At 61.4% G+C, this 25,076-nt stretch carries 15 protein-coding genes and 4 tRNA genes; 17 read left to right on the top strand and 2 right to left on the bottom strand.

Annotated elements, in window-relative coordinates:
- The first annotated feature begins 61 nt into the window (after nucleotides 1-61).
- The 5 genes from VM99_11005 to VM99_10985 all read left to right on the top strand — a co-directional run bounded on the left by VM99_11005 (nucleotide 62) and on the right by VM99_10985 (nucleotide 2,160).
- The gene (locus VM99_11005; GenBank protein AKJ98555.1) at nucleotides 62-1,303 is read left to right on the top strand and encodes an aspartate kinase; all 1,242 of its coding nucleotides are present in this window, start codon (nucleotides 62-64) and stop codon (nucleotides 1,301-1,303) included.
- Nucleotides 1,304-1,486: 183 nt separating this feature from the next.
- On the top strand, nucleotides 1,487-1,675 hold the full coding sequence (locus VM99_11000; GenBank protein AKJ98554.1) for a carbon storage regulator: 189 nt from the start codon (nucleotides 1,487-1,489) through the stop codon (nucleotides 1,673-1,675).
- Nucleotides 1,676-1,737: 62 nt separating this feature from the next.
- Nucleotides 1,738-1,828, top strand: a tRNA-Ser gene (locus VM99_10995).
- 106 nt (nucleotides 1,829-1,934) lie between these two features.
- Nucleotides 1,935-2,011 (top strand) — tRNA-Arg (locus VM99_10990).
- Between the two features lie 72 nt (nucleotides 2,012-2,083).
- Nucleotides 2,084-2,160, top strand: a tRNA-Arg gene (locus tag VM99_10985).
- Nucleotides 2,161-2,200: 40 nt separating this feature from the next.
- Here the strand turns inward: VM99_10985 and VM99_10980 are convergent.
- Nucleotides 2,201-2,704, bottom strand: a complete 504-nt coding sequence (locus VM99_10980) for a SmpA/OmlA family outer membrane lipoprotein (GenBank protein ID AKJ98553.1) — start codon at nucleotides 2,702-2,704, stop codon at nucleotides 2,201-2,203.
- 322 nt (nucleotides 2,705-3,026) lie between these two features.
- Between VM99_10980 and VM99_10975 the strand changes: the two genes are divergently transcribed.
- The gene (locus VM99_10975; GenBank protein ID AKJ98552.1) at nucleotides 3,027-4,469 is read left to right on the top strand and encodes a magnesium transporter; all 1,443 of its coding nucleotides are present in this window, start codon (nucleotides 3,027-3,029) and stop codon (nucleotides 4,467-4,469) included.
- A 131-nt stretch (nucleotides 4,470-4,600) separates the two neighbouring features.
- Here the strand turns inward: VM99_10975 and VM99_10970 are convergent, their stop codons facing one another.
- Nucleotides 4,601-4,927, bottom strand: a complete 327-nt coding sequence (locus tag VM99_10970; GenBank protein AKJ98551.1) for a DNA-binding protein — start codon at nucleotides 4,925-4,927, stop codon at nucleotides 4,601-4,603.
- A gap of 525 nt (nucleotides 4,928-5,452) precedes the next feature.
- Here VM99_10970 and VM99_10965 point away from each other — a divergent pair.
- The 11 genes from VM99_10965 (at nucleotide 5,453) to VM99_10915 (ending at nucleotide 25,057) form a co-directional block, all read left to right on the top strand.
- Nucleotides 5,453-5,529, top strand: a tRNA-Arg gene (locus tag VM99_10965).
- Between the two features lie 280 nt (nucleotides 5,530-5,809).
- Nucleotides 5,810-7,591 (top strand): membrane protein, encoded by a 1,782-nt coding sequence (locus tag VM99_10960; protein AKJ98550.1) that lies wholly within the window; start codon nucleotides 5,810-5,812, stop codon nucleotides 7,589-7,591.
- A gap of 9 nt (nucleotides 7,592-7,600) precedes the next feature.
- Nucleotides 7,601-8,119 (top strand): RTX toxin acyltransferase, encoded by a 519-nt coding sequence (locus VM99_10955; protein AKJ98549.1) that lies wholly within the window; start codon nucleotides 7,601-7,603, stop codon nucleotides 8,117-8,119.
- 47 nt (nucleotides 8,120-8,166) lie between these two features.
- Nucleotides 8,167-17,244 (top strand): adhesin, encoded by a 9,078-nt coding sequence (locus VM99_10950; protein AKJ98548.1) that lies wholly within the window; start codon nucleotides 8,167-8,169, stop codon nucleotides 17,242-17,244.
- Nucleotides 17,245-18,141, top strand: a complete 897-nt coding sequence (locus VM99_10945; protein AKJ98547.1) for a membrane protein — start codon at nucleotides 17,245-17,247, stop codon at nucleotides 18,139-18,141.
- A gap of 61 nt (nucleotides 18,142-18,202) precedes the next feature.
- Entirely contained in the window at nucleotides 18,203-18,799 is a 597-nt protein-coding gene (locus VM99_10940) for a hypothetical protein (protein AKJ98546.1), read from the top strand.
- Nucleotides 18,800-19,028: 229 nt separating this feature from the next.
- Nucleotides 19,029-19,898: a hypothetical protein gene (locus VM99_10935; protein AKK01734.1), complete on the top strand. Its 870-nt coding sequence runs from the start codon at nucleotides 19,029-19,031 to the stop codon at nucleotides 19,896-19,898.
- Between the two features lie 74 nt (nucleotides 19,899-19,972).
- On the top strand, nucleotides 19,973-20,869 hold the full coding sequence (locus tag VM99_10930) for a membrane protein (protein ID AKJ98545.1): 897 nt from the start codon (nucleotides 19,973-19,975) through the stop codon (nucleotides 20,867-20,869).
- A gap of 320 nt (nucleotides 20,870-21,189) precedes the next feature.
- A complete protein-coding gene (locus VM99_10925; protein ID AKJ98544.1) occupies nucleotides 21,190-22,797 on the top strand; it encodes a chemotaxis protein CheY in 1,608 nt (535 codons plus the stop codon).
- The gene (locus tag VM99_10920; protein ID AKJ98543.1) at nucleotides 22,790-23,482 is read left to right on the top strand and encodes a histidine kinase; all 693 of its coding nucleotides are present in this window, start codon (nucleotides 22,790-22,792) and stop codon (nucleotides 23,480-23,482) included. Before VM99_10925 ends, VM99_10920 begins: the two co-directional genes overlap by 8 nt.
- 231 nt (nucleotides 23,483-23,713) lie before the next feature.
- Complete coding sequence (locus VM99_10915; protein AKJ98542.1) at nucleotides 23,714-25,057, top strand: glutamate--ammonia ligase; 1,344 nt, start codon at nucleotides 23,714-23,716, stop codon at nucleotides 25,055-25,057.
- Nucleotides 25,058-25,076 lie beyond the last annotated feature (19 nt).

Here is a 25,076-nt window from a genome sequence, read left to right as displayed (position 1 = left end):
TGGCGGGCCCGGTCGCTGTTGTGATTATTGGGCGCCCTTCATGGGCAGAGGCGGCTTTGAAATGGCTTTGATCGTACAGAAATTTGGCGGCACTTCGGTCGGCACTGTCGAACGAATCGAACAGGTCGCCGACAAGGTTAAGAAATTCCGTGATGCGGGCGATGACCTGGTGGTTGTGCTGTCGGCAATGAGCGGCGAGACCAACCGTCTGATCGATCTGGCCAAGCAAATCAGCGGCGACCAGCAACCGGTTCCCCGCGAGCTGGACGTGATCGTTTCCACCGGCGAGCAGGTGACCATCGCCTTGCTGGCCATGGCGCTGATCAAGCGTGGCGTGCCGGCGGTGTCCTACACCGGCAACCAGGTTCGTATCCTGACGGACAGCGCGCACAACAAGGCGCGTATCCTGCAGATCGACGACCAGAAGATTCGCGGCGACCTGAAGGCGGGCCGCGTGGTCGTGGTCGCCGGATTCCAGGGCGTGGACGAGCACGGCAACATCACCACCCTCGGCCGTGGCGGTTCGGACACGACCGGCGTGGCGCTGGCGGCGGCCCTCAAGGCTGACGAATGCCAGATCTACACCGATGTGGATGGCGTCTACACGACCGACCCACGGGTGGTGCCTGTAGCCCAGCGCCTGGACAAAATCACCTTCGAAGAGATGCTGGAAATGGCCAGCCTCGGCTCGAAAGTGTTGCAGATCCGGGCGGTCGAATTCGCCGGCAAGTACAACGTTCCGCTGCGCGTCCTGCACAGCTTCAAAGAGGGTCCGGGCACCCTCATTACTATCGATGAAGAGGAATCCATGGAACAGCCGATCATTTCCGGCATCGCCTTCAACCGCGATGAAGCCAAGCTGACCATCCGTGGCGTGCCAGACACCCCCGGCGTGGCGTTCAAGATTCTCGGCCCGATCAGTGCCGCGAACATCGAAGTCGACATGATCGTGCAGAACGTCTCGCACGATAACACCACCGACTTCACCTTCACCGTGCACCGCAACGACTACCCGGCTGCCGAAGCAGTCCTGAAGAAAACCGCAGGCGAGATCGGTGCCCGGGAAGTGGTCGGCGATACCAAGATCGCCAAGGTCTCGATCGTCGGTGTCGGCATGCGCTCGCACGCGGGCGTGGCCAGCCGTATGTTCGAAGCCCTGGCCAAGGAAACCATCAACATCCAGATGATCTCCACTTCGGAAATCAAGGTGTCCGTGGTGATCGAAGAGAAGTACCTGGAACTGGCCGTGCGCGCCCTGCACACGGCTTTCGAACTCGACGCCGCTGCCCGACAGGGCGAGTAAGCGTTGTCCTTGAGGGCGCGGCTGGGCCGCGCCCTTTGTTTTTTTGAATGGCGCGTCCCAAAACTGTTCTTTTGCCCGCGCTGGTCAATACTAGGCTTGGAGGCTTCGACCGTTTCGGTTGCAGGTCCAATGCCTTTTTTTGCCGACTGTTGTCCCTGAACTGAATTGCGTGAGGAGAAAGGTATGCTGATTCTGACTCGTCGGTGTGCAGAAAGCCTGATTATTGGCGATGGCGAAATCACCGTGACCGTGCTCGGCGTCAAAGGAAACCAAGTGCGTATCGGCGTCAACGCCCCGAAAGAGGTCGCTGTACACCGGGAGGAAATTTACCTGCGTATCAAGAAAGAGAAGGACGACGAACCAAGCCATTAATTTTTATCGATTTTTATGTTTGCAAACGGGGAGGAAGGTGGTTAATATACGCCCCGTGTTGCGGAGAGCTGGCCGAGTGGCCGAAGGCGCTCCCCTGCTAAGGGAGTACACCTCAAAAGGGTGTCGGGGGTTCGAATCCCCCGTTCTCCGCCATTATTCGTTTAGTGCGTCAAACCTGGCTTGTTTAGTAAGTGCTTGAAATTACTGAAAAAAGCGCTTTACAAAAGGATTTGACGACCTATAATGCGCGGCAACAAATGCACTCGTAGCTCAGCTGGATAGAGTACTCGGCTACGAACCGAGCGGTCACAGGTTCGAATCCTGTCGAGTGCACCATTTAAGAGTTTTTTGCAGCGATGCAAATAACTTGGCTTCAACCAGTTGTGATCTGGTATAAAACCACAACTTGCACTCGTAGCTCAGCTGGATAGAGTACTCGGCTACGAACCGAGCGGTCACAGGTTCGAATCCTGTCGAGTGCACCAAACACCAAAAAGCCCGCGTTTAACGCGGGCTTTTTGCTGTCTACGATTTGCCTTTCACGCATCCTTTCTCATCGAACACGATCTCGGCGCTGCGGCCTTTCTTCGTTGCGTAGGTGTACCGCGTGCTCGAATTCCTGACCTTGATCGAGTGCGGCTTGCCCAAGGCGCTCTCCACATCCTGCTGGCTCATGCCGGCGAGAATCCTTCGGCCTATGATGGCTTCGCGGCGTTGCCGGGCGGTGATGAGGTTGGCGCAGCGGTCTTCGAACTGGCCGACCACGGTCGGTTCCTTGCGCGGCGGTTTGTTGCCGGATAGTTGCCGGTGCTCGGCTTCCGGCAGCATCGATTCGGTCGTCGGCGAGACCGTGCCAGGTTGATACGGATTGATCCGTTGCAGCGAAAGGTTTTCTCCCGGCCCGCAGCTCAGGGTCGTGTACGTCACCTGCCCGGCGCTGTTCTCGCAGCGATGCACCGTTTGCCCGGCCGCCCACAGGGGCAGGCAGGGTAGGCTGGCGAGCAGAAGCAGGTAGTGGCTGACAGGCATCCGGGCGGCCTCCTTGGCGCTGAAAAAAACAAGGGTAGCCGCTACATTTACCGCAGGGCGTGTGTTTTCTTTTCAGGATAAGTCGTCGTAACGGGACAGGTTCAGCCAGGGTTCAGGTTTGTGTCGCAAGCGCTTGTTCTTGCCATGATTTTTTAACGTTTTAAAGCGTCAAGCGGTGTATGATTGCGCCCGTCAGCCCCGCCGGGGCTTTGGAATATCTCCATGGACTTACCCAGTAGTTACTCAATATCCCGTTTTGCCAATCATGAATTGACTGATTGATCCTTCCGGCGTGCTCCACTGCTGGGAGTGGAGTTCGCCTATGACCCAAGTAGAAGTAAAGAAAACACAAGAAAGCCTTCAGGACCGCCTCGCTCAAGTCGTCGAGCTGCTGCAGCGCCAGCGGGTCGTCGAAGACCTGACGCATCGCCAGGAAGGTCCGCACCATGACCGGGTCGAGAACCTGGTCCACCGGCAGAACCTCGTCGAGCTGCAGCGCAAGCTCGATGACCTGCACTCCGCCGACGTCGCCTACATCCTTGAAGCCTTGCCGCTGGAAGAGCGCCTGACGGTCTGGCAGCTGGTCAAGGCCGACCGCGACGGTGACATCCTGCTCGAAGTGTCCGACTCGGTCCGAGAAACCCTGATCGCCGACATGGATGATCACGAGTTGCTCGCGGCGGCCAAGGAGATGGACGCCGACGAACTCGCCGACCTGGCGCCCGAGCTGCCTCGGGACGTTATCCACGAACTGATGGAAACCCTCGACGGCCAGCAACGCGAGCGCGTGCGCTCGGCGCTGTCCTATGACGAGGAGCAGGTCGGTGCGCTGATGGACTTCGAGATGGTGACGATCCGCGAGGACGTCAGCCTTGAAGTGGTCTTGCGTTATCTGCGTCGCCTCAAGGAACTGCCAGGGCACACCGACAAACTCTTCGTGGTCGATTACGACGGCGTGTTGAAGGGTGTGCTGCCCATCAAGCGCCTGCTCGTCAACGATCCGGAAAAACAGGTGGCCGAGGTCATGGCCAGCGATCCGGTGAGTTTTCACCCGGACGAAGACGCCTATGACGCCGCCCAGGCGTTCGAGCGTTATGACTTGATTTCTGCGCCGGTGGTCGACAAGAACGGCAAGCTGATCGGCCGTTTGACCATCGATGAAATGGTTGACCTGATTCGTGAGGAAAGCGAAAGCGAAGTCCTCAGCATGGCCGGTCTGCGCGAAGAAGAAGACATCTTTGCCTCGGTCTGGAAATCCCTGCGTAACCGTTGGGCCTGGCTGGCAATCAATCTGATCACGGCGTTTGTCGCCTCGCGGGTCATCGGCCTGTTCGAAGGTTCCATCGAGAGGCTGGTGGCGCTTGCGGCATTGATGCCCATTGTTGCCGGGATTGGCGGCAACTCCGGCAACCAGACCATCACCATGATCGTCCGCGCCATGGCGCTGGACCAGGTCAGCACCGGCAACACGTCGCGCTTGATGCGCAAGGAGTTGGCGGTGGCCTTGATCAATGGCGTGATCTGGGGCGGCGTGATCGGTGTGGTGGCTTATCTGCTCTATGGCAGTTGGTCGCTGGGGGTGGTGATGACCGCCGCGATGACGCTTAACCTGTTGTTGGCAGCCTTGATGGGGGTCTTGATTCCCATGACCCTGGCGCGGATGGGACGCGACCCGGCCATGGGGGCCAGCGTGATGATTACCGCCATGACCGACAGTGGCGGGTTCTTCATCTTCCTGGGGTTGGCGACGATCTTCCTGCTCTGACATTCGCCTGATTCACGGTGGCGAGGGCGTTCGCTCCCTCGCCACCGTTGCATTCATCCCTTGTACGCGCCGGGGCAAATTCCGGGCAAAAAAAAGCCAGCGCAAGGCTGGCTTTTGATTCATGCGTTCGATCAGGACGCGTCTGCGGCCATCTCTGCGTCATGGGCAATCAGCGAAACGAGGGCGTTTTGCTGGCGGTGAGAGAGTTGTCGGAAGCGTTGAAGCAACTCGCGCTCATGCAACGACAGCTCCGGGCTGTCCAGGCGCATGCTCAACTCTTCACCCAACGCGCCTTCCTGGATCAGGCTTTGCTCAAGGCGCGCGATGATTTCAGAGTTCATGCTGCGGTGATGATTGCGAGCCACCTCGGCAATGCGTTCCCGCATTCCGTCTGGCAGACGTACGACGAACTTGTCAGCCGTACGGCTGGAATAAATTGCCTGTTTCAATGGGCGCATATATTTAACCGGTTAGTTCAGGGGAGCGGTTCTCGGGATTGGCCGCAGGATGTCGATAGGACAAGCTCCAAAGCCAAATGTTCAACCTGAATCGTTAAGAGGCCCGCATCATGCCTCAAAATTGCCAGATCATTGGCGCCAATTCTGTGACAAATTCTGATCCGCGTAAAGGCGTTATGCCAGTACCCTTCGTCAAAAAATGCGGACTGGTTGGAAAAATCAACAGGTCAGGATGTGTGACCGCCGTATCGTGTCGTTGTGCCATACCGTCTGGCGGATAACCCGCCTGGTACAAAAAACACGCACTGTCCTTGTCTTGTATAGGATAGTGGCAATTGGCCGATTTACTAGGTTAAACCGCTCAAGGACGGATGAATGGCGACTGCCATTCAACGCTTGGAATCATCGAAGCGGGCCCGCCGCACCATTTGCCTACACTTAAAAACAGCGACGACATGACAAACGCAGGGCAGGTCGCTAACATGCACGCCGTTCCGCGCACCGCGTTTCTCGCGGTCGACTCGTGTCTCAGTAGCTCAATTGGATAGAGCATCCCCCTCCTAAGGGGAAGGTTGGCAGTTCGAACCTGCCCTGGGACACCATTACTTCAGCCGGCCTCCTGCCGCATACCCCTCCTTATATTCACATGATCGATTGGCGTGACGTCGCCTCAGCACGGCCTTCCTGCGGCCCGGTGCTGTGAACCAGTGCCCATTTTTTCGACTGTGTAACAAACGTGTGTGCCTGGTGCGAAACTTTCTCACCTGATGGCAATCTGACCGTCTCGGTACGTTGTAGGAAACTTCCTAATTACGCGCCTTTTTGAGGGGCATCAGTGCCGATGCTCACCGTATTCCTGGACTCAAGCCACAAGGATGTGTCATGCGCGCAGCCGCACCCTGCCGAACGCGTCAATCACGCACTGCTCGTCGCCCTGTCGACGGCGCTCGTTCTTCTTCACCCAACGCCCAGCGGCTTGCGCTGCTGTTGCTGGCCGCCTGGACGGTGGGGGCGGGGAGCCTTGCGCAGGCGGCTGGGCCGGAGGAAGAGTTGCTGCGTCAGCGTGAGCGTGAGCGGGTGCTGCGTGATCAGTTGGAGTCCCGGCCGGATGTGCGCCTGCAAGCGGCACCCGTCGCGGAAGGTGCCGATCGCCTGCCCGCCAAGGAAAGCCCCTGCTTCGCCATCGATGACATCCGGCTGATTGGCGAGGCGTCGGAAAAATTCCAATGGACCTTGCGCGCCGCCAACCCCAAGCATGACCCGGCCATCGGGCGTTGCCTGGGGGGCGCCGGGATCAACCTGACGATGAAGCGCATGCAGAATGCGATCATCGAGGCTGGCTATGTCACCACTCGGGTGCTTGCCGAAGCCCAGGACTTGAACAGTGGCGTCCTGGTGTTGACCCTGGTGCCGGGGCGCATCCGCGAGATTCGCTTCCAGGAGGGCACCAGTTCCCGGGCCAATGCCTGGAATGCGATGCCGGCCAGTCCCGGCGACTTGCTCAACCTGCGGGACATCGAGCAGGCGCTGGAAAACTTCAAGCGCGTGCCGACCGCCGAAGCCGATATCCAGATCGCACCGGCCCGTGCCGCCGACGCCAAGCCCGGTGAGAGCGACGTGGTGATTGCCTGGACCCAGCGGTTCCCGGCCCGCGTCAGCCTGTCGGTGGACAATTCGGGCAGCAAGACCACCGGCAAGTACCAGGGCAATGTGTCGCTGTCCCTGGACAACCTGCTGTCGCTCAACGACCTGTTCTACGCCAGCGTCAACCACGACCTGGGTGGCGGCGAGTCCGGCCATCGCGGTTCCGATGGCAACACCCTGCATTATTCGCTGCCGTTCGGTTACTGGCAGTTGGGTTTCACCACCAGTGAATACAACTACGAACAGTCCGTCGCCGGCGCCAACCAGACCTACCAGTACCGTGGCGAGAGTCGTAACAACGAACTGCGCCTGTCACGCCTGCTGTACCGCGACGCCGTTCGCAAGACCACCGCGTGGGGCAGCCTGTGGACGCGCTCTTCGGAGAACTTCATCGATGACACCGAGATCGGCAACCAGAAACGGCGCATGGCCGGCTGGCAACTGGGGCTGAACCATCGCGAGTTCATCGGCGCCTCGATTCTCGATCTGGGCGCTGCCTACCGCCGCGGCACCGGGGCCCATGACGCGCTCAGGGCACCCGAAGAAGATTTCGACGCAGGCACTTCACGCTCGCAGATCATCACTGCCGATGCCCAGTTGCAGGTGCCGTTCCAGGTCAGCGACCAGCGCCTGCGCTACATCGGCGGCTGGCGCGCGCAATGGAACCGGACGCCGCTGGTGCCCCAGGACCGCTTCTCGATTGGCGGGCGCTACAGCGTGCGGGGCTTCGACGGGGAAAACATTCTGTCCGCCGACCGTGGCTGGACCCTGCGCAACGAAGTCGGCCTGTTTTTGGGACAGACCGGCCAGGAGCTCTACACCGGCATCGACTATGGCGAAGTCAGTGGTCCTTCCAGCGAGTTCCTGATCGGCAAGCGCCTGGCGGGGGCCGTGGTAGGTCTGCGGGGCGGCTACAAGGGCCTGTCCTATGACTGGTCGTTTGGCACGCCATTGAAGAAGCCCGATGGCTTCGAAACGGCCAACGTGACCAGCGCGTTCACCGTCATCTGGTCATTCTGAGGTGATCCCATGCAGTTCGAGACGCTAGACATCATTGCCCCCGGCTTGATCGATGAGCCCTGGAACGAGGCTGCCGTGTTCGGCTCGGCCACCTGGCTGTGGATGCATTCCAAGGCTCACCGCGATGCGCCGTTGCACAGCTTGCCGACGTTGTTGTTGCCGGCCCTCAAGCATCGCCAATTCGTGCTCGCCAGCGAACAGGGAAAACCGGTGTTCTACCTGTCCTGGCTCAACCTCGACGCGGCCACCGAGCAACGCTACCTAAGGCAATCGCCACTGACCCTGACAGAAGCCGACTGGAACAGCGGCGAGCGCCTCTGGCTCAACGACTGGGTGGCGCCGTTCGGCCACACCGGCGTGGTCACCCGCCTGCTGCATCGACAGTTGTTCGCCAACCGGTGTGGGCGTGCGCTCTATCACCGAGGCGAGGAACGCGGCCTGCGGGTCAAGACATTCCAAGGGATCGGTGTCATCCCTGAACAGGCCAAGGCCTGGTTTGCCGCTCACCCGCTGGCAGTCGCACCGTAACGCTAACCCCGAGTTAATTGCGGGCCAGAACCGCAAATGGAATTGCCATGAACAAGCACCTGTACCGAATCGTTTTCAACAAGGCTCGCGGACTGCTGATGGTGGTGGCCGAGAATGTCACCAGTCAGGTCAAGGCTCCGGGGACCCGTAGCGGCCCGACGCCGGGACCGGTGGCCTGCGCGGCGACGCTCGGGCCGTTGCGCTTTGCCGTGATGGCGGCGATCGGATTGGTGTCCTTGAGCGTGGCGCCTGCCTGGGCCGCGACCATCGTGGCGGATCCCGGCGCGCCGGCCGGCCAGCGTCCCGGTGTGATCGAAAGCGCCAACGGTACGCCCCAGGTGAATATCCAGGCCCCCAGCGCGGGGGGCGTTTCGCGCAATACCTACAGCCAGTTCGACGTCGACAACCGTGGCGTGATCCTCAACAACGCCACGACCAACAGCCAGACCAAACTGGGCGGCTGGATCGAAGGCAACCCGATGCTGGGCAATGGCAGCGCGCGGGTCATCCTCAACGAAGTCAATTCCGCCAACCCCAGCCAACTGCGTGGCTATGTCGAAGTCGCGGGCCAGCGCGCCGAAGTGGTGATTGCCAACCCGTCTGGCATTACTTGCAACGGCTGCGGCTTCATCAATGCCGACCGGGCGACCCTCAGCACCGGTCGGGCGCAGTTGGAGAACGGACGCATCAGCGGCTACACCGTACAGGGCGGGACGATCAACATCGAAGGCAAGGGCCTGGATGCTCGCGAGACCGACTACACGGACCTGATCGCTCGTAGCGTGCAGGTCAACGCCGGGGTCTGGGCCAACGACCTGAAGGTCACGACCGGACGCAACCAGGTCAACGCCGATAACACCCAGGCCACGCCACTGCCGGGTGACGACGGGGAAAAGCCCAGCGTGGCCATCGACGTCGCCAAGCTGGGTGGCATGTACGCCGGCAAAATCATGCTGGTGGGCACCGAGTCCGGCGTGGGTGTGCGCAACGCCGGGCAGATTGGCGCCATGGCCGGTGAAGTGGTCGTCAGCGCCGACGGCAAGTTGCAGAACCAGGGCGTGATCAGCAGCGCCACCGCGACCCGTATCAAGGCCACCGAGGTCGACAACAGTGGCACGCTCTACGCCAAGGGCGACTTGACGCTCGACAGCACCGGCGACATCGACAACAGCGGCACCGTTGCCAGCCAGAACCACACGACGCTGACCGCCCGCAACATCCGCAGCACCCAGGCGTCCAGCGTGGCGGCGGGTGTCGGCGCGGACGGCAAGCTGGTCGGCGCGGGCAACCTTGCGCTGCGGGCCGGCACGGTCAAGGCACAAGGGCAGAATCTGGCGTCCGGGGACGTCAGCGTCGCCGCCGCGGACCTGGACCTGAGCGGCAGCCAGACCCAGGGGCGCAATGTCACCCTGACCGCCAGCACGGGCGACGCCAATCTCGCCGGCAGCCAGGTCGATGCCACTCAGGCGCTGAGCGCAACGGCGGCCAAGACCCTGCGCACCGGCGCGGCCAAGGTCAACGCCGGCAACCTGCAATTGAGCGCCCGGGACATTGCCAACACCGGCGGTGAGTTGATCCAGACCGGCACCGCAGACACCTCGATCAAGGCCAGCGCGACCCTCGACAACCGTGACGGGCGCATCGCCTCCAATGCCGACAACCTGAAGCTGGGCGCCAGTCGTCTGGACAACGGCAAGGGCAAGGTCGAGCACGCCGGCAAAGGCACCCTGGATATCCAGGCCAACCAGTTGGCCGGTGGCAAAGGCAGCGTGGCCAGCAACGGCAAGGTGACGATCAAGGCCACCGACGTGGTGGTGGACGATGGCCTGACCCAGGGCCAGCAGATCACGTTCGACACCCAGACCCTGTCCAACCAGCGCGGACAGATTCTGCAGACCGGCGCGCAGCCCTTGCAGGTGACCGCCCGTGAGCGCTTCGACAACCAGGACGGGCGCGTCAGCAGCCCCGGCGCGGTGAACCTTGATGTCGGCACGCTGAACAACCAGGGCGGCAAAGTCGTCGCCACCGACGGCGGGGCGCTGACGGTGACCGCCGGCCAACGGATCGACAACAGCTCAGGCACCCTGGCCGCCAGCGGCAACGCCCAGGTGAAGGGAGCCCGCCTGGACAACAGCCAGGGCACCGTGAGTGCCGGAGGCGAGTTGCGGGCGACGTTCGATCAGTTGAACAACATCGGCGGCACGATGGCCGCCACCCAGCGCATGGAGATCATCGCCGGGCAATTCAATAACACCAATGGCGTGCTGGGCTCGGTGCAGTCCGGGCTGCGGGTCAGCGTCTCCGGCGATGGGCTGAACAACAGCGGCGGGCGTCTTGAAGCGCTGGGTGACATCACGCTGTCGGCCCTGGGCCTGAACAACCAAAGTGGCGTGATCAGCGGCGGCGCCCTGGACCTGGACAGCCACGGCAACCGAGTGGACAACAGCCAGGGCACGCTGAACGCCACCGCGACCCTCGACCTGCGCAGCGGCCAATTGCATAACGCCGCCGGCTTGATCCAGGCCAAGGGCAAGCTGCTCATCGACACCGGCAACCAGGCGCTGAACAACCTGCAGTCGGGCACCACCCAAGGGATCAGCGGCCAGGACAGCGTCGAAATCCGCACGGCCAGCCTCGACAACAGTGCGGGTTTCCTGGGAGCCAAGGGCTCCCTGTTGCTCAAGGCCACCGACCTGGGCAATGGCAGCGGCGGCCAGATCATCGGCGAGAAAACCGTACGGGTCGAAAGCGTCCGGGTGGACAATCGCGGCGGTCAGTTGCAAGGCCTCGGCGATGTCCAGATGGTGCTGGGGGAGACGCTCAATAACCAGGGCGGGTTGATCCGCAGTGCGGGAACGCTGGACGTGAGCGCCGACGTGCTCGACAACGGCGCCACCCGAGGCACCCAGCAAGGCCTCGAAGGCCGCGCCATGAGCCTGGCGGTCAATACGCTTTCCAACCAGTCCGGTGCGATTCGCGCCGACCAGGGGCTGAGCCTGGGGATCAGCCAGGCGTTGAACAACGAAGGCGGGCTGATTTCCTCTGGCGCCGGGTTGAGCATCAGCGACCGTGACCCGGCGCAACGGCGCCAGGCCGTGCACAACCAGGGCGGCACCTTGCTCGCGGGCAGCCTGCTGTCGCTCAATGCGGCCTACTACGGTGGCACCGGCAGGGCCCTGAGCCTGGGCGACCTGACATTCAGGCTGCAAGGCGGCCTGGACTTGAGCGGCCAGATCCAGGCCAACGGTCAGGTCGACCTGAGTACCGAGGGCGCCTTCAACAACAGCGGGCAATTGCTGGCCGGCAACCTGCTGACGGTCCGCGCGCAGACGCTGGACAATGCCGGCAGCGGCGAGATCAGCGCCGGCCAGGTTCGCCTGACCGTCAACGACAGCCTGACCAACCGTGGCCTGATCGACGGCCAGCAAGTGCGGGTGCAGGCCCTCTCGCTCAACAACCTGGGCACGGGCCGGCTCTACGGCGACCGTCTGGCGATCAGCGCTTCGACGCTGAACAACCGGGACGAAAACGGCATCGGCGCGACCATCGCCGCCCGCGAGTCGCTGGACATCGGCGCCGGTAGCCTGGACAACCGCGAGCAGGCCCTGATCTTCAGCGCTGGCGACCTCGCCATCGGCGGCGCGTTGAGCGCGGCTGACAAGGCCCAGGACCGCGCCCAGTTGCTGACCAACGCCAGCGCGACCATCGAGGCCCTCGGCAACCTGTCGCTGAACGTGCAAAGCGTGCGCAACACCAACGAGCATTTCAGCACCCGGCAGGTGGAGGTCAGTCGTACCGCCTTGCAGGAATTCCAACTCACCGGTTCGACGAACCGCTACCAGGGCAACCAGGTTTCGGTCAGCAGCGACGAAGTGCTCTACCTGGCCACCCCCGAAGGCCGCGAGGACAACTGGAACCGCTACGACTACACCCGGGTGGTGGCGGAGACCCAGATCGCCACCTCGGCACCGGCGCAGATCCTCTCCGGTGGGACGATGCAGATCAGCGCCGGCGACGTGCTCAACGACAAGAGCCGGATCATTGCCGGCGGACTGCTACAGGCCGACATCGGCAGCCTGACCAACACTGAGCTGACGGGCCAGCGCACCACCACCGACAGCGGCACCGCCACCCACTTCTATCGCATCCAGCGCAAGGGGCGCGACCGCCAGGGCACGGCCGTCACAGACTACACGCCGGCGCCGATGATCCAGGACATCACCCTGCAACCAACCGTGTTCGCCGAGAACACCGCGGGCAATGGCACCGGCACCCAGATCGCCGCGCGCGCCACCCAGGGCGTCACCGAGCAGGTCGCCGCCACAGGCGCGGTCAACGCCACGGGCAGCCGCACCCACCAGGTCGCGCCGATCGTCCAGGTCGCCGCCCAGACCACCCTGAACAGCAAAGGCGTGGCTGAGCAGATCCGCAGCGGCGGGCCGTCCCTGGCGTTGCCGAACAACAGCCTGTTCAACACCAACCCGCAGAACACCGGCGGCTATCTGATCGAAACCGACCCGCGCTTTGCCAGCTACCGCACCTGGTTGTCCTCGGACTACATGCTGCAACGCCTGCAAGTCGACCCGGCCCTGACCCAACAACGCCTGGGTGACGGCTTCTACGAACAGAAGCTGATTCGCGAACAAGTGGCGCAACTCACCGGCCGACGTTTCCTCGATGGCTACGCCAATGATGAACTGCAATACCGTGCCCTGATCGACAACGCCGTCACTGTTGCCAACCAATGGCAATTGGTGCCCGGCGTGGCGCTGACGTCCGAGCAGATGGCCCAGCTGACCAGTGACATCGTCTGGCTGGTGCAAAAGCAAGTGACCCTCCCTAACGGCGACACCCGCAACGTGCTGGTGCCGCAGGTCTACGTGCGGGTCCAGGAAGGCGACCTCAACGGCTCCGGTGCGCTGATCGCCGGGCAGCGCCTGAACCTGAACATCGCCGGCGACCTGGTCAATAGCGGCAGCCTGGCCGGGCGCAGTGTCATGGCGATCACCGCGCAGAACATTCAGAACCTGGGTGGGCGTATCCAGGCCGACAACGCCTCGGTCACCGCCAGGGACAACCTCAACAACCTCGGTGGCCTGATCGGCGCCGTGGACAACCTGTCGGTGAAGGCTGGGCAGGACATCAACGTCATTTCCAGCAGTCGCGACAGCAGCAGCGCCCAAGGCACCCGGACGCAGTTGTCACGGGTGGCCGGGCTGTTCGTCAGCGGTGCCCAGGGCACGATGAATGTCAGCGCCGGCAAGGACTTGAATCTCACCGGGGCCCAGGTCGTCAATGCAGGCCAGGGCGGCAGCACGTCTCTGGAGGCCGGCAACAACCTCAACCTCGGCACCGTGGGCGAGGCGCATCAGCAAGCGTTGACCTGGAACAGCAGCAACTGGCGCAACGACGCCAGCCAGACCGAAGTCGGCTCGCTGATCCAGGGCCAGGGCGATGTCCGCCTGAGCGCGGGCCAGGACCTCAACGCCCGCGCCGCCCACGTGACCAGCGAGCAGGGCGCGGTGTTTGCCGAGGCCAAGCGTGACGTCAACCTCACCACGGCCCAGAACTACCAGTTCGCCGACGAAGCGCACAAGGTCAAAGGCAAGAGTGGGTGGTTCTCCAGCAAGACCACCACCACCCGCGACACCGTCAGCCAGACCCAGGCCGAAGGCTCCACCCTGAGTGGCGAGCAGACGTATGTGCAGGCCGGTCGAGACATCAACCTGAGTGGCAGCAACGTGGTCTCCACCACCAAGACCATCCTGGTGGCGGACAACAACGTCAACATCGAAGCGGCCACCGCCAGCAGCAGCGAACGCCACGACAAGACCGTCAAGAAAAGCGGCCTGTTCAGCGGCGGCGGCATCGCCGTGACCCTCGGTACTCAGAAACAGAGCGTCAAGGACCTCGCCACGGAGCACACGGCCGTGGCAAGCACCGTGGGCTCGACCACCGGCGATGTGCTGATCGAAGCGGGCAAGGGTTACCGTCAGGTGGGCAGCCAGGTGTCGGCGCCCCAAGGCAACATCGACGTCACGGCGCAGACCATTGATGTCGTCGAAGCCCGTAACACCCGTGAACGCGAGCGTGAAACCCTGTTCAAGCAAACCGGGTTCACCCTCACCGTGACCAACCCGGTGATCAGCGCGATTCAAACCAACCAGCAGATGAAACGGGCCTCGGAGAAAACCGACGACGGACGCATGAAGGCCCTGGCCGCCGCGACCGCCGTGCTGGCGACCAACAACGCCGCTACCGCCGTGGCGATGGACCCAGGCTCGGCCGGCGGGATCAACATCAGCCTGTCGCTGGGCACCAAGAAAAACGAAAGCACCACTACCTACACCAGCGACAGCGCGGCCGGCTCGACCATGACCGCCGGCAACGACATCCGCCTGCGTGCCACTGGCGCGGGGGCGGCCAGCGACATCACCGTGCAAGGCAGCGATATCAAGGCCGGACGCAACGCCAGCCTGCTGGCGGACGGCGACATCAACTTGCTCGCCGCCCGCAATGTCGACAAGCAGGAGACCGACAGCAAAGGCAGCAGCGCGAGCATCGGCATCGGCTTTTCCCTCGGTGCTCGCAACGGTTTCACCCTGGACCTGGGAGCGTCCGGCAGCCGTGGCCAGGCAGACGGCGATGGCCTCACCCACACCAATACCCATGTCCAGGCGGGCAACCAGTTGCTGCTGTCCTCGGGCGGTGACACAAACCTCAAGGGCGCGGTGGCCAGTGGCAAACAGGTACTGGCCGACGTTGGCGGCAACCTGAACATCGAAAGCCTGCAAGACACCAACACCTACGTCGTCGATGAGAAGAGCCTGGGTGTTGGCATCAGCTTGTGTGTCCCGCCGTTCTGCTACGGCATGAGTTCGGTCAACGGCATGAGTGGCAGCTTCGGGGCCACGGACATCGACTCCAACTACGCCAGCGTGATCGAGCAATCCGGGATCAAGGCCGGCGACGAGGGCTTCGACATTCGCGTGGGCGGCAACACCGACCTGGTCGGCGGGGTGATCGCCAGCAGCGACAAGGCCGTGCAGGACGGCAAGAATCGCCTGGTCACCGCCAGTCTCACCAGCCGCGACATCAAGAACAAGGCCGAGTACGACGCCAGCTCCGTCAGCGTCGGGGGCGGCTATCGCGAAGTCGGCAAGGACCAACAGGGCAATGCCACCAGCGGCGGCACGCAAACCCCGGGCACCGGGCTGCCGCAGAACGGCAATGAGCTCAGCGCCACCATGCCGATTGCCATCAGTGCCAGCGACGACGCCAGCAGCGTCACCCGCAGCGGCATCAGTGGCGGCACGGTCGTCATCACCGACGATGCCGAGCAGCAGAAGCGCACCGGCAAAAATGGCGAGCAAACCGTCGCCAGCCTCAATCGCGACGTCTCCAGCGACCGCGATACCAGCAACACGCTCAAGCCGATCTTCGACGAAGATGAGATCCGGGCCGGTTTCGAGATTGTCGGCGCGTTCGCCAACGAAGCCAGCACTTTGCTCGCCAACAAGGCCAAGGAGGTCGATGCCAAGCGCAACCAGGCCGAGAAAGACAGGGCCAAGGCCCTCGATCCGAATGCGAACCTGACCGATGCCGAGCGGTTGGCGTTGCTCAACAACTCCCAGCGACTGACTGTCGAAGCCCGCGGTATCGCCGACAAGTGGGGCGCGGGCGGCACCTACCGCCAGATCACCACCGCCCTGGTGGGCGCGGCCAGCGGCAACATCAGCGGCAGCAACGGCGCATTCGTCCAGAGCCTGGTGGTCAACTACGTGCAACAGCAAGGCGCGGGCTACATCGGCGACCTGGTGGCGGACGGCAAACTCACCGAAGGCTCGCCGCTGCATGCCGCGCTGCATGGCATCGTTGCCTGCGCGGGCGCCGCGGCCAGCAGTCAGAGCTGCGGCAGTGGCGCAGCGGGCGCGGCGGCGTCGAGCCTGCTCACCGGCCTGTTTTCCGAAGCCAGCCCCAACGAAAGCGAAGCCCAGCGCGAAGCCAAGCGAAACCTGATCGTCAGCCTGGTCACCGGGCTGGCCGCGAGCAGCGCCTCGCTCGACCCGGCCACCGCCAACAGCGCGGCTGGCGCGGCGGTGGACAACAACTGGCTGGCGACCCAGCAACTGGTCCAGGCCGAGAAGGAATACAGCGCAGCCGATGGGCTGGCGGCCAAGGCGCAGGTGATCGCCAAATGGGCGTACATCAACCAGAAGCAAGACGTACTGACCCGCTTCGGCGTGGGCAAAGGCCTGGTGCAGGCGGGATGGAGCGACGTCGAAGGCCTGGCGCAGTTCCTTCTTCATCCAATTGACGGAATCAACGGCCTCAAGGCCCTGATCAACGACCCCGAGGCCCGCAAGCAGTTCGGCGATGGCGTGGTCAATGAGCTCAACGCCAAACTCGATCGCGTCAAGGATGCCCTGGAAAATGGCGGCGACGACCGCGCTGTGCAGTTGGGCCAGGACCTTGGCGAACTGGTTTGGCAGGTGGGTAGTATTGCGACGGGTGTCGGCGGCGCCGCCAAAGGTGGCGTGGCGCTGGCGAAGGCCGGGATCAGGGTCGGGGCCGAAGGGCTTGAGGCGATGGCTGGCCTGGCCAAGTTCGACAAGCTGGTCGCCCGTGGCGGGCAGTTCAACCCCAATGGCACGCCGCTGATGGATTTCCGGGCGTTGACCAACGCGCAGAAGAGCATCATCGGTGATGTCATGGGCGGCGAGCGGATCAAATCCCTGGTGCCGGGTGCCGAGAAAATCGGCCGAGCGCCGGACATCGGGCAGACTGGTATTGATGACCTGTACAAGGTCAACAAGCCGGGTGTGGATTACCTGATCGTGGAGTACAAGTTTGGTTCGTCTGCGTTGAAACCGACCAAGGATGGTTTGCAGATGAGCGATAGCTGGTTGCAGGGGACTGCCACAAATTATGATCGTATTCTGGAGTCGGTCAGTGGTAACGGTGGAATGGCGCAAAGTATTGAAAACGCCTTGCAGGCTGGGCGGGTGGAAAAATGGTTAGTACATACCGACCCTTTTGGTAATGTCACAGTGGGTGTACTGGATGCCCGCGGAAAGTTTTTCGCTGACCCAGTTGCAGCGTCCAAGCTTCTAGGAAACAAGTAGATGATCCGTGCTCCTCTTGGCAATGTCAGTTATTGGAATCAGGTCGTCGAGGACAATGACGGCTATCTCCTGGAATCTCAAAGAATCATGAGGGAACCTGCGGGTAACCCGGATTACGCGCCGCAATACGCCTTCAACACTGCAAAGAAACATTGGCACCAGATCCTGCGTCGCTACAGCGCTGGCAATCCTATAGCTGATTTGTCGCGCTACTTTCCGGGCTTGCTTGATGCCTGGGAAGAGGCCGAACGCCTGGGTGCATCGGTCTGGACACCTGAGCAGCAATTCACCCGCCACAGCTGGCGCGTCAACTATGACCATTACATCGTCTGCTTCTGGCTGGTGGGCCTGGGGTTGGCGCTGGAGATTCCCGATGATCAATGGCGAAGGCTGCTGGCCCTTATCGGCAACGAAGGCGAGGACGTGTTGCTCGACCGGGTCATCGCGAGTCGCAGTCCCGAGCGCAAAGTGGGGGCCGTTCTCCTTTATCCCAAACCCTATGGACGACTGCTGGCGGCAGTGGATGCGCCGGTGGAGACGCAGGCTTCCAAGTTGGAAGCGTTCGTCAGTCATTGGTATCAGGAAGTCCGAACAGGGGCGAAATCCGGCTCCGATCCCCAGGCAGTCAGTTACAAGCATCCCTACTGGTACACCTATGGCGACGAGAATTTTGAAGGTGGCGCATATTTCGGTCGCTGGTGCGTGGAAGCCGTGGCGGCGGTGAAGGCTTTTGGGCTGGATGATTCACAGTGCCTGGGGCTTGAGCATTATCCCGGGGATTTACTCCGACCCGACGGCCCGAGTACACACCCGCTCAGGCAGGACGCTGAAGCGCCTATTGCGGTGGTTGTTGAGAATAAGGTTGGTTTTTGGTCGAAGTTGTTGGGGCGTCGTTAGCGGTTTCGAGCAGGTTTACAGGCCCCTTTTTCAGTTAAGCAACGACATGCGATGAGCTGAAATGAAGTATTACTTGTTGCGGGAAGATGTGCAGTTTCCTGAACGCTGGTATTTGGGAGATATAAAGCACTGCAACAACTGGCTCTTCATCGACCCCCCTTCTGAGTACATGGAGCCGTGTACCTACACCCTTGAGGTTCTTGAGGAAGGTGGGAGTCTGGATTTTTCCTTGGCTGGCTATGCCTCTGTGCCGGTTTTGAGTGAAAAAGCCAGGGATGCATTGTTGGGCTTTCCCGATGTTGATGAACCGTATATGAATGTCGTGCTCGAGCCTGTGTCGGTTGCAGGCGAGCAAGCTCATGGTCGTTACTATGTGATGATTGTCGAGACCCAATTGGATTGCGTAGACGAATCACGCTCCGCTTTCAAAAAATATGAGGTCAATGATCCCGTACGACCTGATCGAGCTGGCGAATACAGCGTTTTTCTGAATCTTGTCATTGATCCTGCCAAGGCCCAGGGAAAACATATTTTTCGTATCAAGAAACACTTGGGAGCATTGATCGTTAGCGAGGATGTGAAGCTTCGGCTGGAGCGTGCGGGTCTCAGAGGCATGCTATTGGAGGGGGTGAATGGTGAGGGTGAAGTTATTTGCTGATGGGATGAAGCTTGACACCATCCTTTTGTGCGAGGGAGCAAGTGGACTTGCCCCTACCAAACCGGACACCAACTCCCCGTTAATTGATGCTGCCGCCAAGCGCCTGAACTTAGGCAATCACCTGAAAGTGTGAGCGGAAATTTGATCGGCGTTGATTTGAAGGGAGAAGTACTAAGAGTTTTCCTTGGGCACGCAAGACGTTTTTGAGTTACATGGGAACCGCACTGAAATGGAAAAAATCAATACTCTGCTTGAACAGCATCGACGTTGGCTATCCCAGTCGGGAGACATGACGGCTCAAGAGCTTGCCTACATTGATGAGGATCTGGCTAGCGACTCGTTAGGTGGATTGGACAACGTGGCTGATTCGTTGGGGATGCTGGCGACCTACTACGGTGTTCAGGGAGAAGTTGCTATTAGTGATCGAGATCCCGCTGGCTGGGAGCACGTCTCGCGTTCGATGATGTACCGTTATTGGGCCCTGATGCTCAAAGCGAAGGCTTTCTCCAAGACGAGTTTTCTGCAAGGCGTCAAAACTGTCCCCAATTTGACTAATCAATTGAGCCTCGCTGGATGCCTATTGGCAGGATTGATAGTGGCTGATCGTCGAGACCTGGCCGCCTCCGTAGCCGATGTTTTGGCCGGGATGCTGGCTATCAATGGCGCTGTCGATGCTAGCTATCTTGAACAGCGTCGATTCGAACCTTTCATGCTCTGGCTTTATTCAGTCTATTCGCAAGGAGAGACGCTTCCAGAAATTAAGTCGATGAATTTAGGTGTTTATCAAGAGGTGATAAACGAATGGAGTAATGAGCAAGGGCTCGCTCAAGCGCTGGAAAAACTATGTAAGTATCATCTCTCCAATTTTGAGGACAGCGGTGGGGCGTGGGACCCTGAATTCAAATATGCGCCTTTCGATCTGCTACCTTTAGAGATTCACGCAATTTTTCGTGTGCGACAACAATTAGGTTTGACTACGCCAGTTGTGTCGAGTCCTTTGTTATTCGCCGAAGCTGCCGAGTTAGAGAGCGTGGGCATCATTTCTGATCAGCTTGTTGAGCGGGTGGAGGCAGCCTACGAGGGTTTCTTCGTACTTTAGCAGCGAGAGTGGTTACTGGTTCCTAATTTAAATGCCAGAAATTTCCACGATATTGGGTTGTGAAGGAAACTTAAATGGTTCGGGCACCACTGGGAGATTCCCGCTACTGGTCTGAATGGGTTGCGTATGGTGACGAACGCATTGCCCGAGCGCTGGAGAACGCGCGGGCCCCGGCACGCGATCCCGACTACGCGCCGCAGTACGTCTATACCATTGCCCAAGACCACTGGCACCAGATGCTAAGTCGCTACTCTGCCGGATGCCCTGTCGCCGACTTGCCTCCTTATTTCCCTGGGCTACTCGATGCCTGGGAAGAGGCCGAACGCCTAGGTGCATCGGTCTGGACCCCTGAGCAACAGTTCACCCGCCACAGCTGGCGCGTCAACTATGACCATTACATCGTCTGCTTCTGGCTGGTGGGCCTGGGGTTGGCTCTGGAGATTCCCGATGATCAATGGCGAAGGCTGCTGGCCCTTATCGGCAATGAAGGCGAGGACGTGTTGCTCGACCGGGTCATCGCGAGTCGCAGTCCCGAGCGCAAAGTGGGGGCCGCTCTCCTTTATCCCAAACCTTATGGACGACTGTTGGCGGCGGTGGATGCGCCGGTGGAGACGCAGGCTTCCAAGTTGGAAGCCTTTGTCAGTCACTGGTATCAGGAAGTCCGAACAGGGGCGAAATCCGGCTCCGATCCCCAGGCAGTCAGTTACAAGCATCCCTACTGGTACACCTATGGCGACGAGAATTTTGAAGGTGGCGCATATTTCGGTCGCTGGTGCGTGGAAGCTGTGGCGGCGGTGAAGGCTTTTGGGCTGGATGATTCACAGTGCCTGGGGCTTGAGCATTATCCAGGGGATCTACTCCGGCCCGATGGTCCGAGTACGCATCCGGTAAGGCAAGAGATCGTGCCACCTGCGCCAGTGGTCGCGGAGACTAAAGTGGGATTTTGGGGAAGGCTGTTGGGACGTCGCTAAGTGACGATCTGACGAGCAAAGCCGGGCATGGCACTGCCGTTTCAGCGAATCCAAAGTGGGCACGCTGTGGCGAGGGAGCTTGCTCCCGCTGGGCTGCGCAGCGGCCCGACAAGGCAAGGGCCGCTTCGCGCCCCAGCGGGAGCAAGCTCCCTCGCCACGGATTCCACTGGGGGCTGCCAGTTCCTTCTGGCGGACTGGCATTGGCGCCTTTCTCGCACTAAACCTCTCCCATACGATCGGTTAACGGAACGCCACTTGCGGCCGATAAGCTGATGAGCACCCGTTTGGGCGCATCTTTTTTACTTGCCTGGACATCCTCGATGCTGGCGTACCACCAAAAAAGTTTTCTGATCGTCGATGATTTCTCGGATTTCCGCAGTTCGATCCGCTCCATGTTGCGTGAGCTGGGCGTCAAGGACGTGGATACCGCCGACACCGGTGAAGTGGCGTTGCGCATGTGCTCGCAGAAGCGCTATGACTTCATCCTGCAGGACTATCACCTCGGCGACGGGCGCAAGAACGGTCAGCAGGTGCTTGAAGACCTGATGGTCGAGAAGCTGATCAGCCATGAAAGCGTGTTCCTCATGGTGACCGCCGAGACCAGTCAGGCGATGGTGCTCAGCGCTTTGGAGCATGAGCCCGACGCGTACCTGACCAAGCCGTTCAACCGCTCCGGCCTGGCCCAGCGGCTGGAACGGCTGGAGCAGCGCAAGACTTTGCTCAAGCCGATCCTCCAGGCGCTGGATCGCGAAAAACCGTTGGAAGTGCTCAATGCCTGCATCGCCCTGTGCAAGCAGGATCCGCGCTACGGGCCGCTGTGCCTGCGCTATCGGGCCGACGCGTTGCGCGACCTGAACCAGAACGAAGCCCTGGAGCGCCTGTACAACACCATCCTGGCCGACCGTCCGCTGCCCTGGGCCTATGCGGGCCTGGGCAAGTTGCTGTTCAAGCGCGGCCAGGTGGCGCAGGCCAAGGAGGTCTACGAAAAGGCACTGAAAACCTTTCCGATGATGCCGGCCTTGTACGACGGCATGGCCGATGTGCTGGTGGCCGAAGGCGACACGAAACAGGCGCAGCGGGTGCTGGAAGAGGCGGTTCGCCTGTCGCCCCTGGCGGTGCGTCGACAAGCGCTGCTGGGCAAGCTGGCGATGACCAACGAAGACTACGACACCGCGTCCAGGGCCTATCGCCAGGCGGTCGGGCAGGGCGCGCAGTCGCGCTTCAAGGATCCGGAGACCAACCTGGGCCTGGCTCATGCGTTGATCAGCAAGGGCAGCGAAAAGGGCCTCGATACGCGCACGCGGCTGGAGATCAACACGACCCTCAGCGCCGTGGCGAAGGAAAACCTCAACGACCCGGGCCTGCAGGTCCGGGCGCGCCTGATGAAAGCCACGAGCCTGCTGCTCAACGATGCCGAAACCGCCGAGAAGCTCACCGAGCAGGCCTTGCAGCGCCTCGACGGCATGGAGCAGTTCATGAGCGCGGAGGCGGCCTTGTTGGTGGCCAAGCAACTGCAAATGCTTGGTCAGGCCAGCGCCGGCGAGTCGATGCTCAAAAACTGCGCGGAAATCTACGGCGATGACCCGACGGTGATGCAAGGCATCGCCAAGCTCACCGACGACCCGAACATCCTCAACCAGGGCAATGCGGCGGCCGAGCTGAACCGCGAAGGCGTGCGCGTCTACAAGACCGGCGCCTTGCCGGAGGCGCGGGAGCTGTTCCGCCGCGCCCTGAAGATGCAGCCGAAGAACATCAGTATTGCCCTGAACATGGCGCAGTCCCTGCTGCACGGCACCGATACCAGCGTGGAATCGGAACTGCTGCAGGAGTGCCGCGCTTGTCTGAAGCTGGTGGGCATGATGCCCGACACCGACGCGCGGTTTGCGCGTTACCAGAAACTGCGAAGCAAGGCGTTTGGCGATGAATGACAGCGAACAGGCACTCGATTTTTCCACGGTGATCGCGTCGACCGTGCATGACATGAAGAACTCCCTGACCCTGCTCATGCAGGCGCATGCGCAGTGGCTCGAGCGCTTGCCCGACGCCGAGCGCCAGACCCCGGAGCAGGGCGTCATGGACTTCGAATTCGCCCACCTCAATGGGTTGCTGGTGCAACTGCTGGGGCTGTACAAGCTCGGCGTCAACCAGTTGCCCCTGCATCCGGCCTACCACGAGTTGGACGATTTCATCGAGGCGCAACTGGCCGGCCATGAGGACGTGTTCCGCAGCCGCGGGATCATGGCCACCTATGAAGTCGACCCCCTCAGCCCGCTGGGCTTTTTCGACCGCGAGTTGATTGCGTCGGTGCTCGACAATTGCATCACCAACGCCATTCGCCATGGGCGCCAGGCCTTGTTGATCAGCGCGAGCGATGAGGCCGGGCAGTTGGTGCTGACCATCAACGATGACGGCGAGGGCTATCCGGCCGAGATGATCGAACGCCAGGCTGAGTACGTGCAAGGCATCAACCACAGCAGCGGCAGCACCGGGCTGGGCCTGTACTTCGCGGCGCGTATCGCCGGGCTGCACCAGCGCGGCGGCGTGAGCGGGCGAACCGAGATCGCCAATGGCGGTGTGCTGGGCGGCGCGGTGTTCCGGATCTACCTGCCCTGAGGCATTCCTTGCGCATAACCCCTCTGTGGGAGCGAGCTTGCTCGCGAAGGCGGTGCATCAGTCGCTACGCAAAGGCTGACAGACTGCCTTCGTGAGCAGGTTCGCTCCTACGGTGTAGGCTGTGTATTTTCTGACGGTTTTTATTCGTCCAGCCTGCTTGATATTCCGAACAGCCGAAGCCTATTTTGTACGGGTTGCCGTTCGCGGCTCGCATATAACAAGGATTGCGTCATGACGACCGATGGCCAGTGTTCACTCGCGCAGCGATTGACGGGCATTGATGAGATTGAATGCGTTACGCCGGATTTGAACGGCGTGCCGCGAGGCAAGGTGATGACCGCCGAAGGGTTCCTCGAGGGCCGACGGTTGCAGCTGGCGCGGGGGGTGCTGCTGCAATGCATCATGGGCGGTTACCCGGCGGCGCGATTTTACGGCAGCGACGACGGCGACCTGGCCCTGGTGGCCGACCCGCAACAGATCCACCGCCTGCCCTGGAGCCAACAGCCTCGCGCCCTGGCGATTTGCGATGCCGATGAGCTGACCGGTGAAAGCTCAAGACTTTCCACGCGCGGCCAACTCAAGGCCGTGATCGCGCGTTATGCCGCCCGTGGCCTGGCGCCGGTCGTGGCGACCGAGCTGGAGTTTTTCGTGTTCGCGCCCAACCCGGACCCGACCCAGCCGTTCCAGCCGCCGCTGGGCCTGGATGGGCGACGCGAGGACGGGCATTCGGCGTTCAGTGTCAGTTCCAACAATGGCCTGCGACCTTTCTTCAATGAGGTGTACGCCTGCATGGCGGCACTGGGCCTGCCCCGCGATACGTTCATGCACGAAATGGGCGTGAGTCAGTTCGAGATCAACCTGCTCCATGGCGACCCGCTGCTGCTGGCCGACCAGACTTTCCTGTTCAAGCACCTGCTCAAGGAAGTGGCCCTCAAGCATGGGCTGATCGTGGTCTGCATGGCCAAGCCCCTGGCGAATACGCCGGGCAGTTCGATGCACATCCACCAGAGCGTCGTGGAACTGGGCAGCGGTCGCAACGTCTTCAGTGACGAGGCTGGCGAGCCGACGGCCACTTTCCGGCATTTCATCGGTGGGCAACAGGCCGGCCTGGCCGACTTCACCGCCCTGTTTGCGCCGAACGTGAACTCCTACCAGCGCCTCTACCAGCCGTGCGCCTCGCCGAACAATGCCTGCTGGTCCCACGACAACCGTTCGGCCGGGCTGCGGATCCCCGCCAGTTCACCGGTCGCCCGTCGGGTCGAGAATCGCTTGCCCGGGGCGGATGCCAACCCGTACCTGGCGATCGCCGCGAGCCTGGCCGCCGGGCTGCATGGCATCGAAAATCGCCTGGAGCCCAGCGAGGCGATCCAGGGTGAATTCGACGTGCCGGATAATCTCTCGCTGCCATGTACCTTGCATGCCGCGTTGGAGCGTCTGAAACGTAGTCATCTGGCGAAGGAACTGTTCAGTGAGGAGTTCATCGAAGGCTACGTTGCTTCGAAGACCCTTGAGCTGGCCAGCTTCTTCGATGAGATCACACCCTGGGAACGCCGCATTCTGGCGGCCCAGGCATAACGAATCGTTGTATCCGGGC

It is taken from the genome of Pseudomonas chlororaphis (assembly GCA_001023535.1).
GTDB classification, from domain to species: Bacteria; Pseudomonadota; Gammaproteobacteria; order Pseudomonadales; family Pseudomonadaceae; genus Aquipseudomonas; species Aquipseudomonas chlororaphis_E.
Note: the sequence above shows the minus strand (reverse complement) of the source record. Positions and strands in the feature narration are given on the sequence as shown.

Excerpts from the sequence above, each read along its gene's own strand:
- VM99_10960 (AKJ98550.1), top strand. The coding sequence starts at position 5,810 with ATGCGCGCAGCCGCACCCTGCCGAACGCGTCAATCACGCACTGCTCGT.
- VM99_10975 (AKJ98552.1), top strand. The coding sequence starts at position 3,027 with ATGACCCAAGTAGAAGTAAAGAAAACACAAGAAAGCCTTCAGGACCGC.
- VM99_10930 (AKJ98545.1), top strand. The coding sequence starts at position 19,973 with ATGGTTCGGGCACCACTGGGAGATTCCCGCTACTGGTCTGAATGGGTT.
- VM99_10970 (AKJ98551.1), bottom strand. The coding sequence starts at position 4,927 with ATGCGCCCATTGAAACAGGCAATTTATTCCAGCCGTACGGCTGACAAG.
- VM99_10945 (AKJ98547.1), top strand. The coding sequence starts at position 17,245 with ATGATCCGTGCTCCTCTTGGCAATGTCAGTTATTGGAATCAGGTCGTC.
- VM99_10950 (AKJ98548.1), top strand. The coding sequence starts at position 8,167 with ATGAACAAGCACCTGTACCGAATCGTTTTCAACAAGGCTCGCGGACTG.
- VM99_10935 (AKK01734.1), top strand. The coding sequence starts at position 19,029 with ATGGAAAAAATCAATACTCTGCTTGAACAGCATCGACGTTGGCTATCC.
- VM99_10925 (AKJ98544.1), top strand. The coding sequence starts at position 21,190 with ATGCTGGCGTACCACCAAAAAAGTTTTCTGATCGTCGATGATTTCTCG.
- VM99_10915 (AKJ98542.1), top strand. The coding sequence starts at position 23,714 with ATGACGACCGATGGCCAGTGTTCACTCGCGCAGCGATTGACGGGCATT.
- VM99_10955 (AKJ98549.1), top strand. The coding sequence starts at position 7,601 with ATGCAGTTCGAGACGCTAGACATCATTGCCCCCGGCTTGATCGATGAG.
- VM99_10920 (AKJ98543.1), top strand. The coding sequence starts at position 22,790 with ATGAATGACAGCGAACAGGCACTCGATTTTTCCACGGTGATCGCGTCG.
- VM99_10980 (AKJ98553.1), bottom strand. The coding sequence starts at position 2,704 with ATGCCTGTCAGCCACTACCTGCTTCTGCTCGCCAGCCTACCCTGCCTG.
- VM99_10940 (AKJ98546.1), top strand. The coding sequence starts at position 18,203 with ATGAAGTATTACTTGTTGCGGGAAGATGTGCAGTTTCCTGAACGCTGG.
- VM99_11005 (AKJ98555.1), top strand. The coding sequence starts at position 62 with ATGGCTTTGATCGTACAGAAATTTGGCGGCACTTCGGTCGGCACTGTC.
- VM99_11000 (AKJ98554.1), top strand. The coding sequence starts at position 1,487 with ATGCTGATTCTGACTCGTCGGTGTGCAGAAAGCCTGATTATTGGCGAT.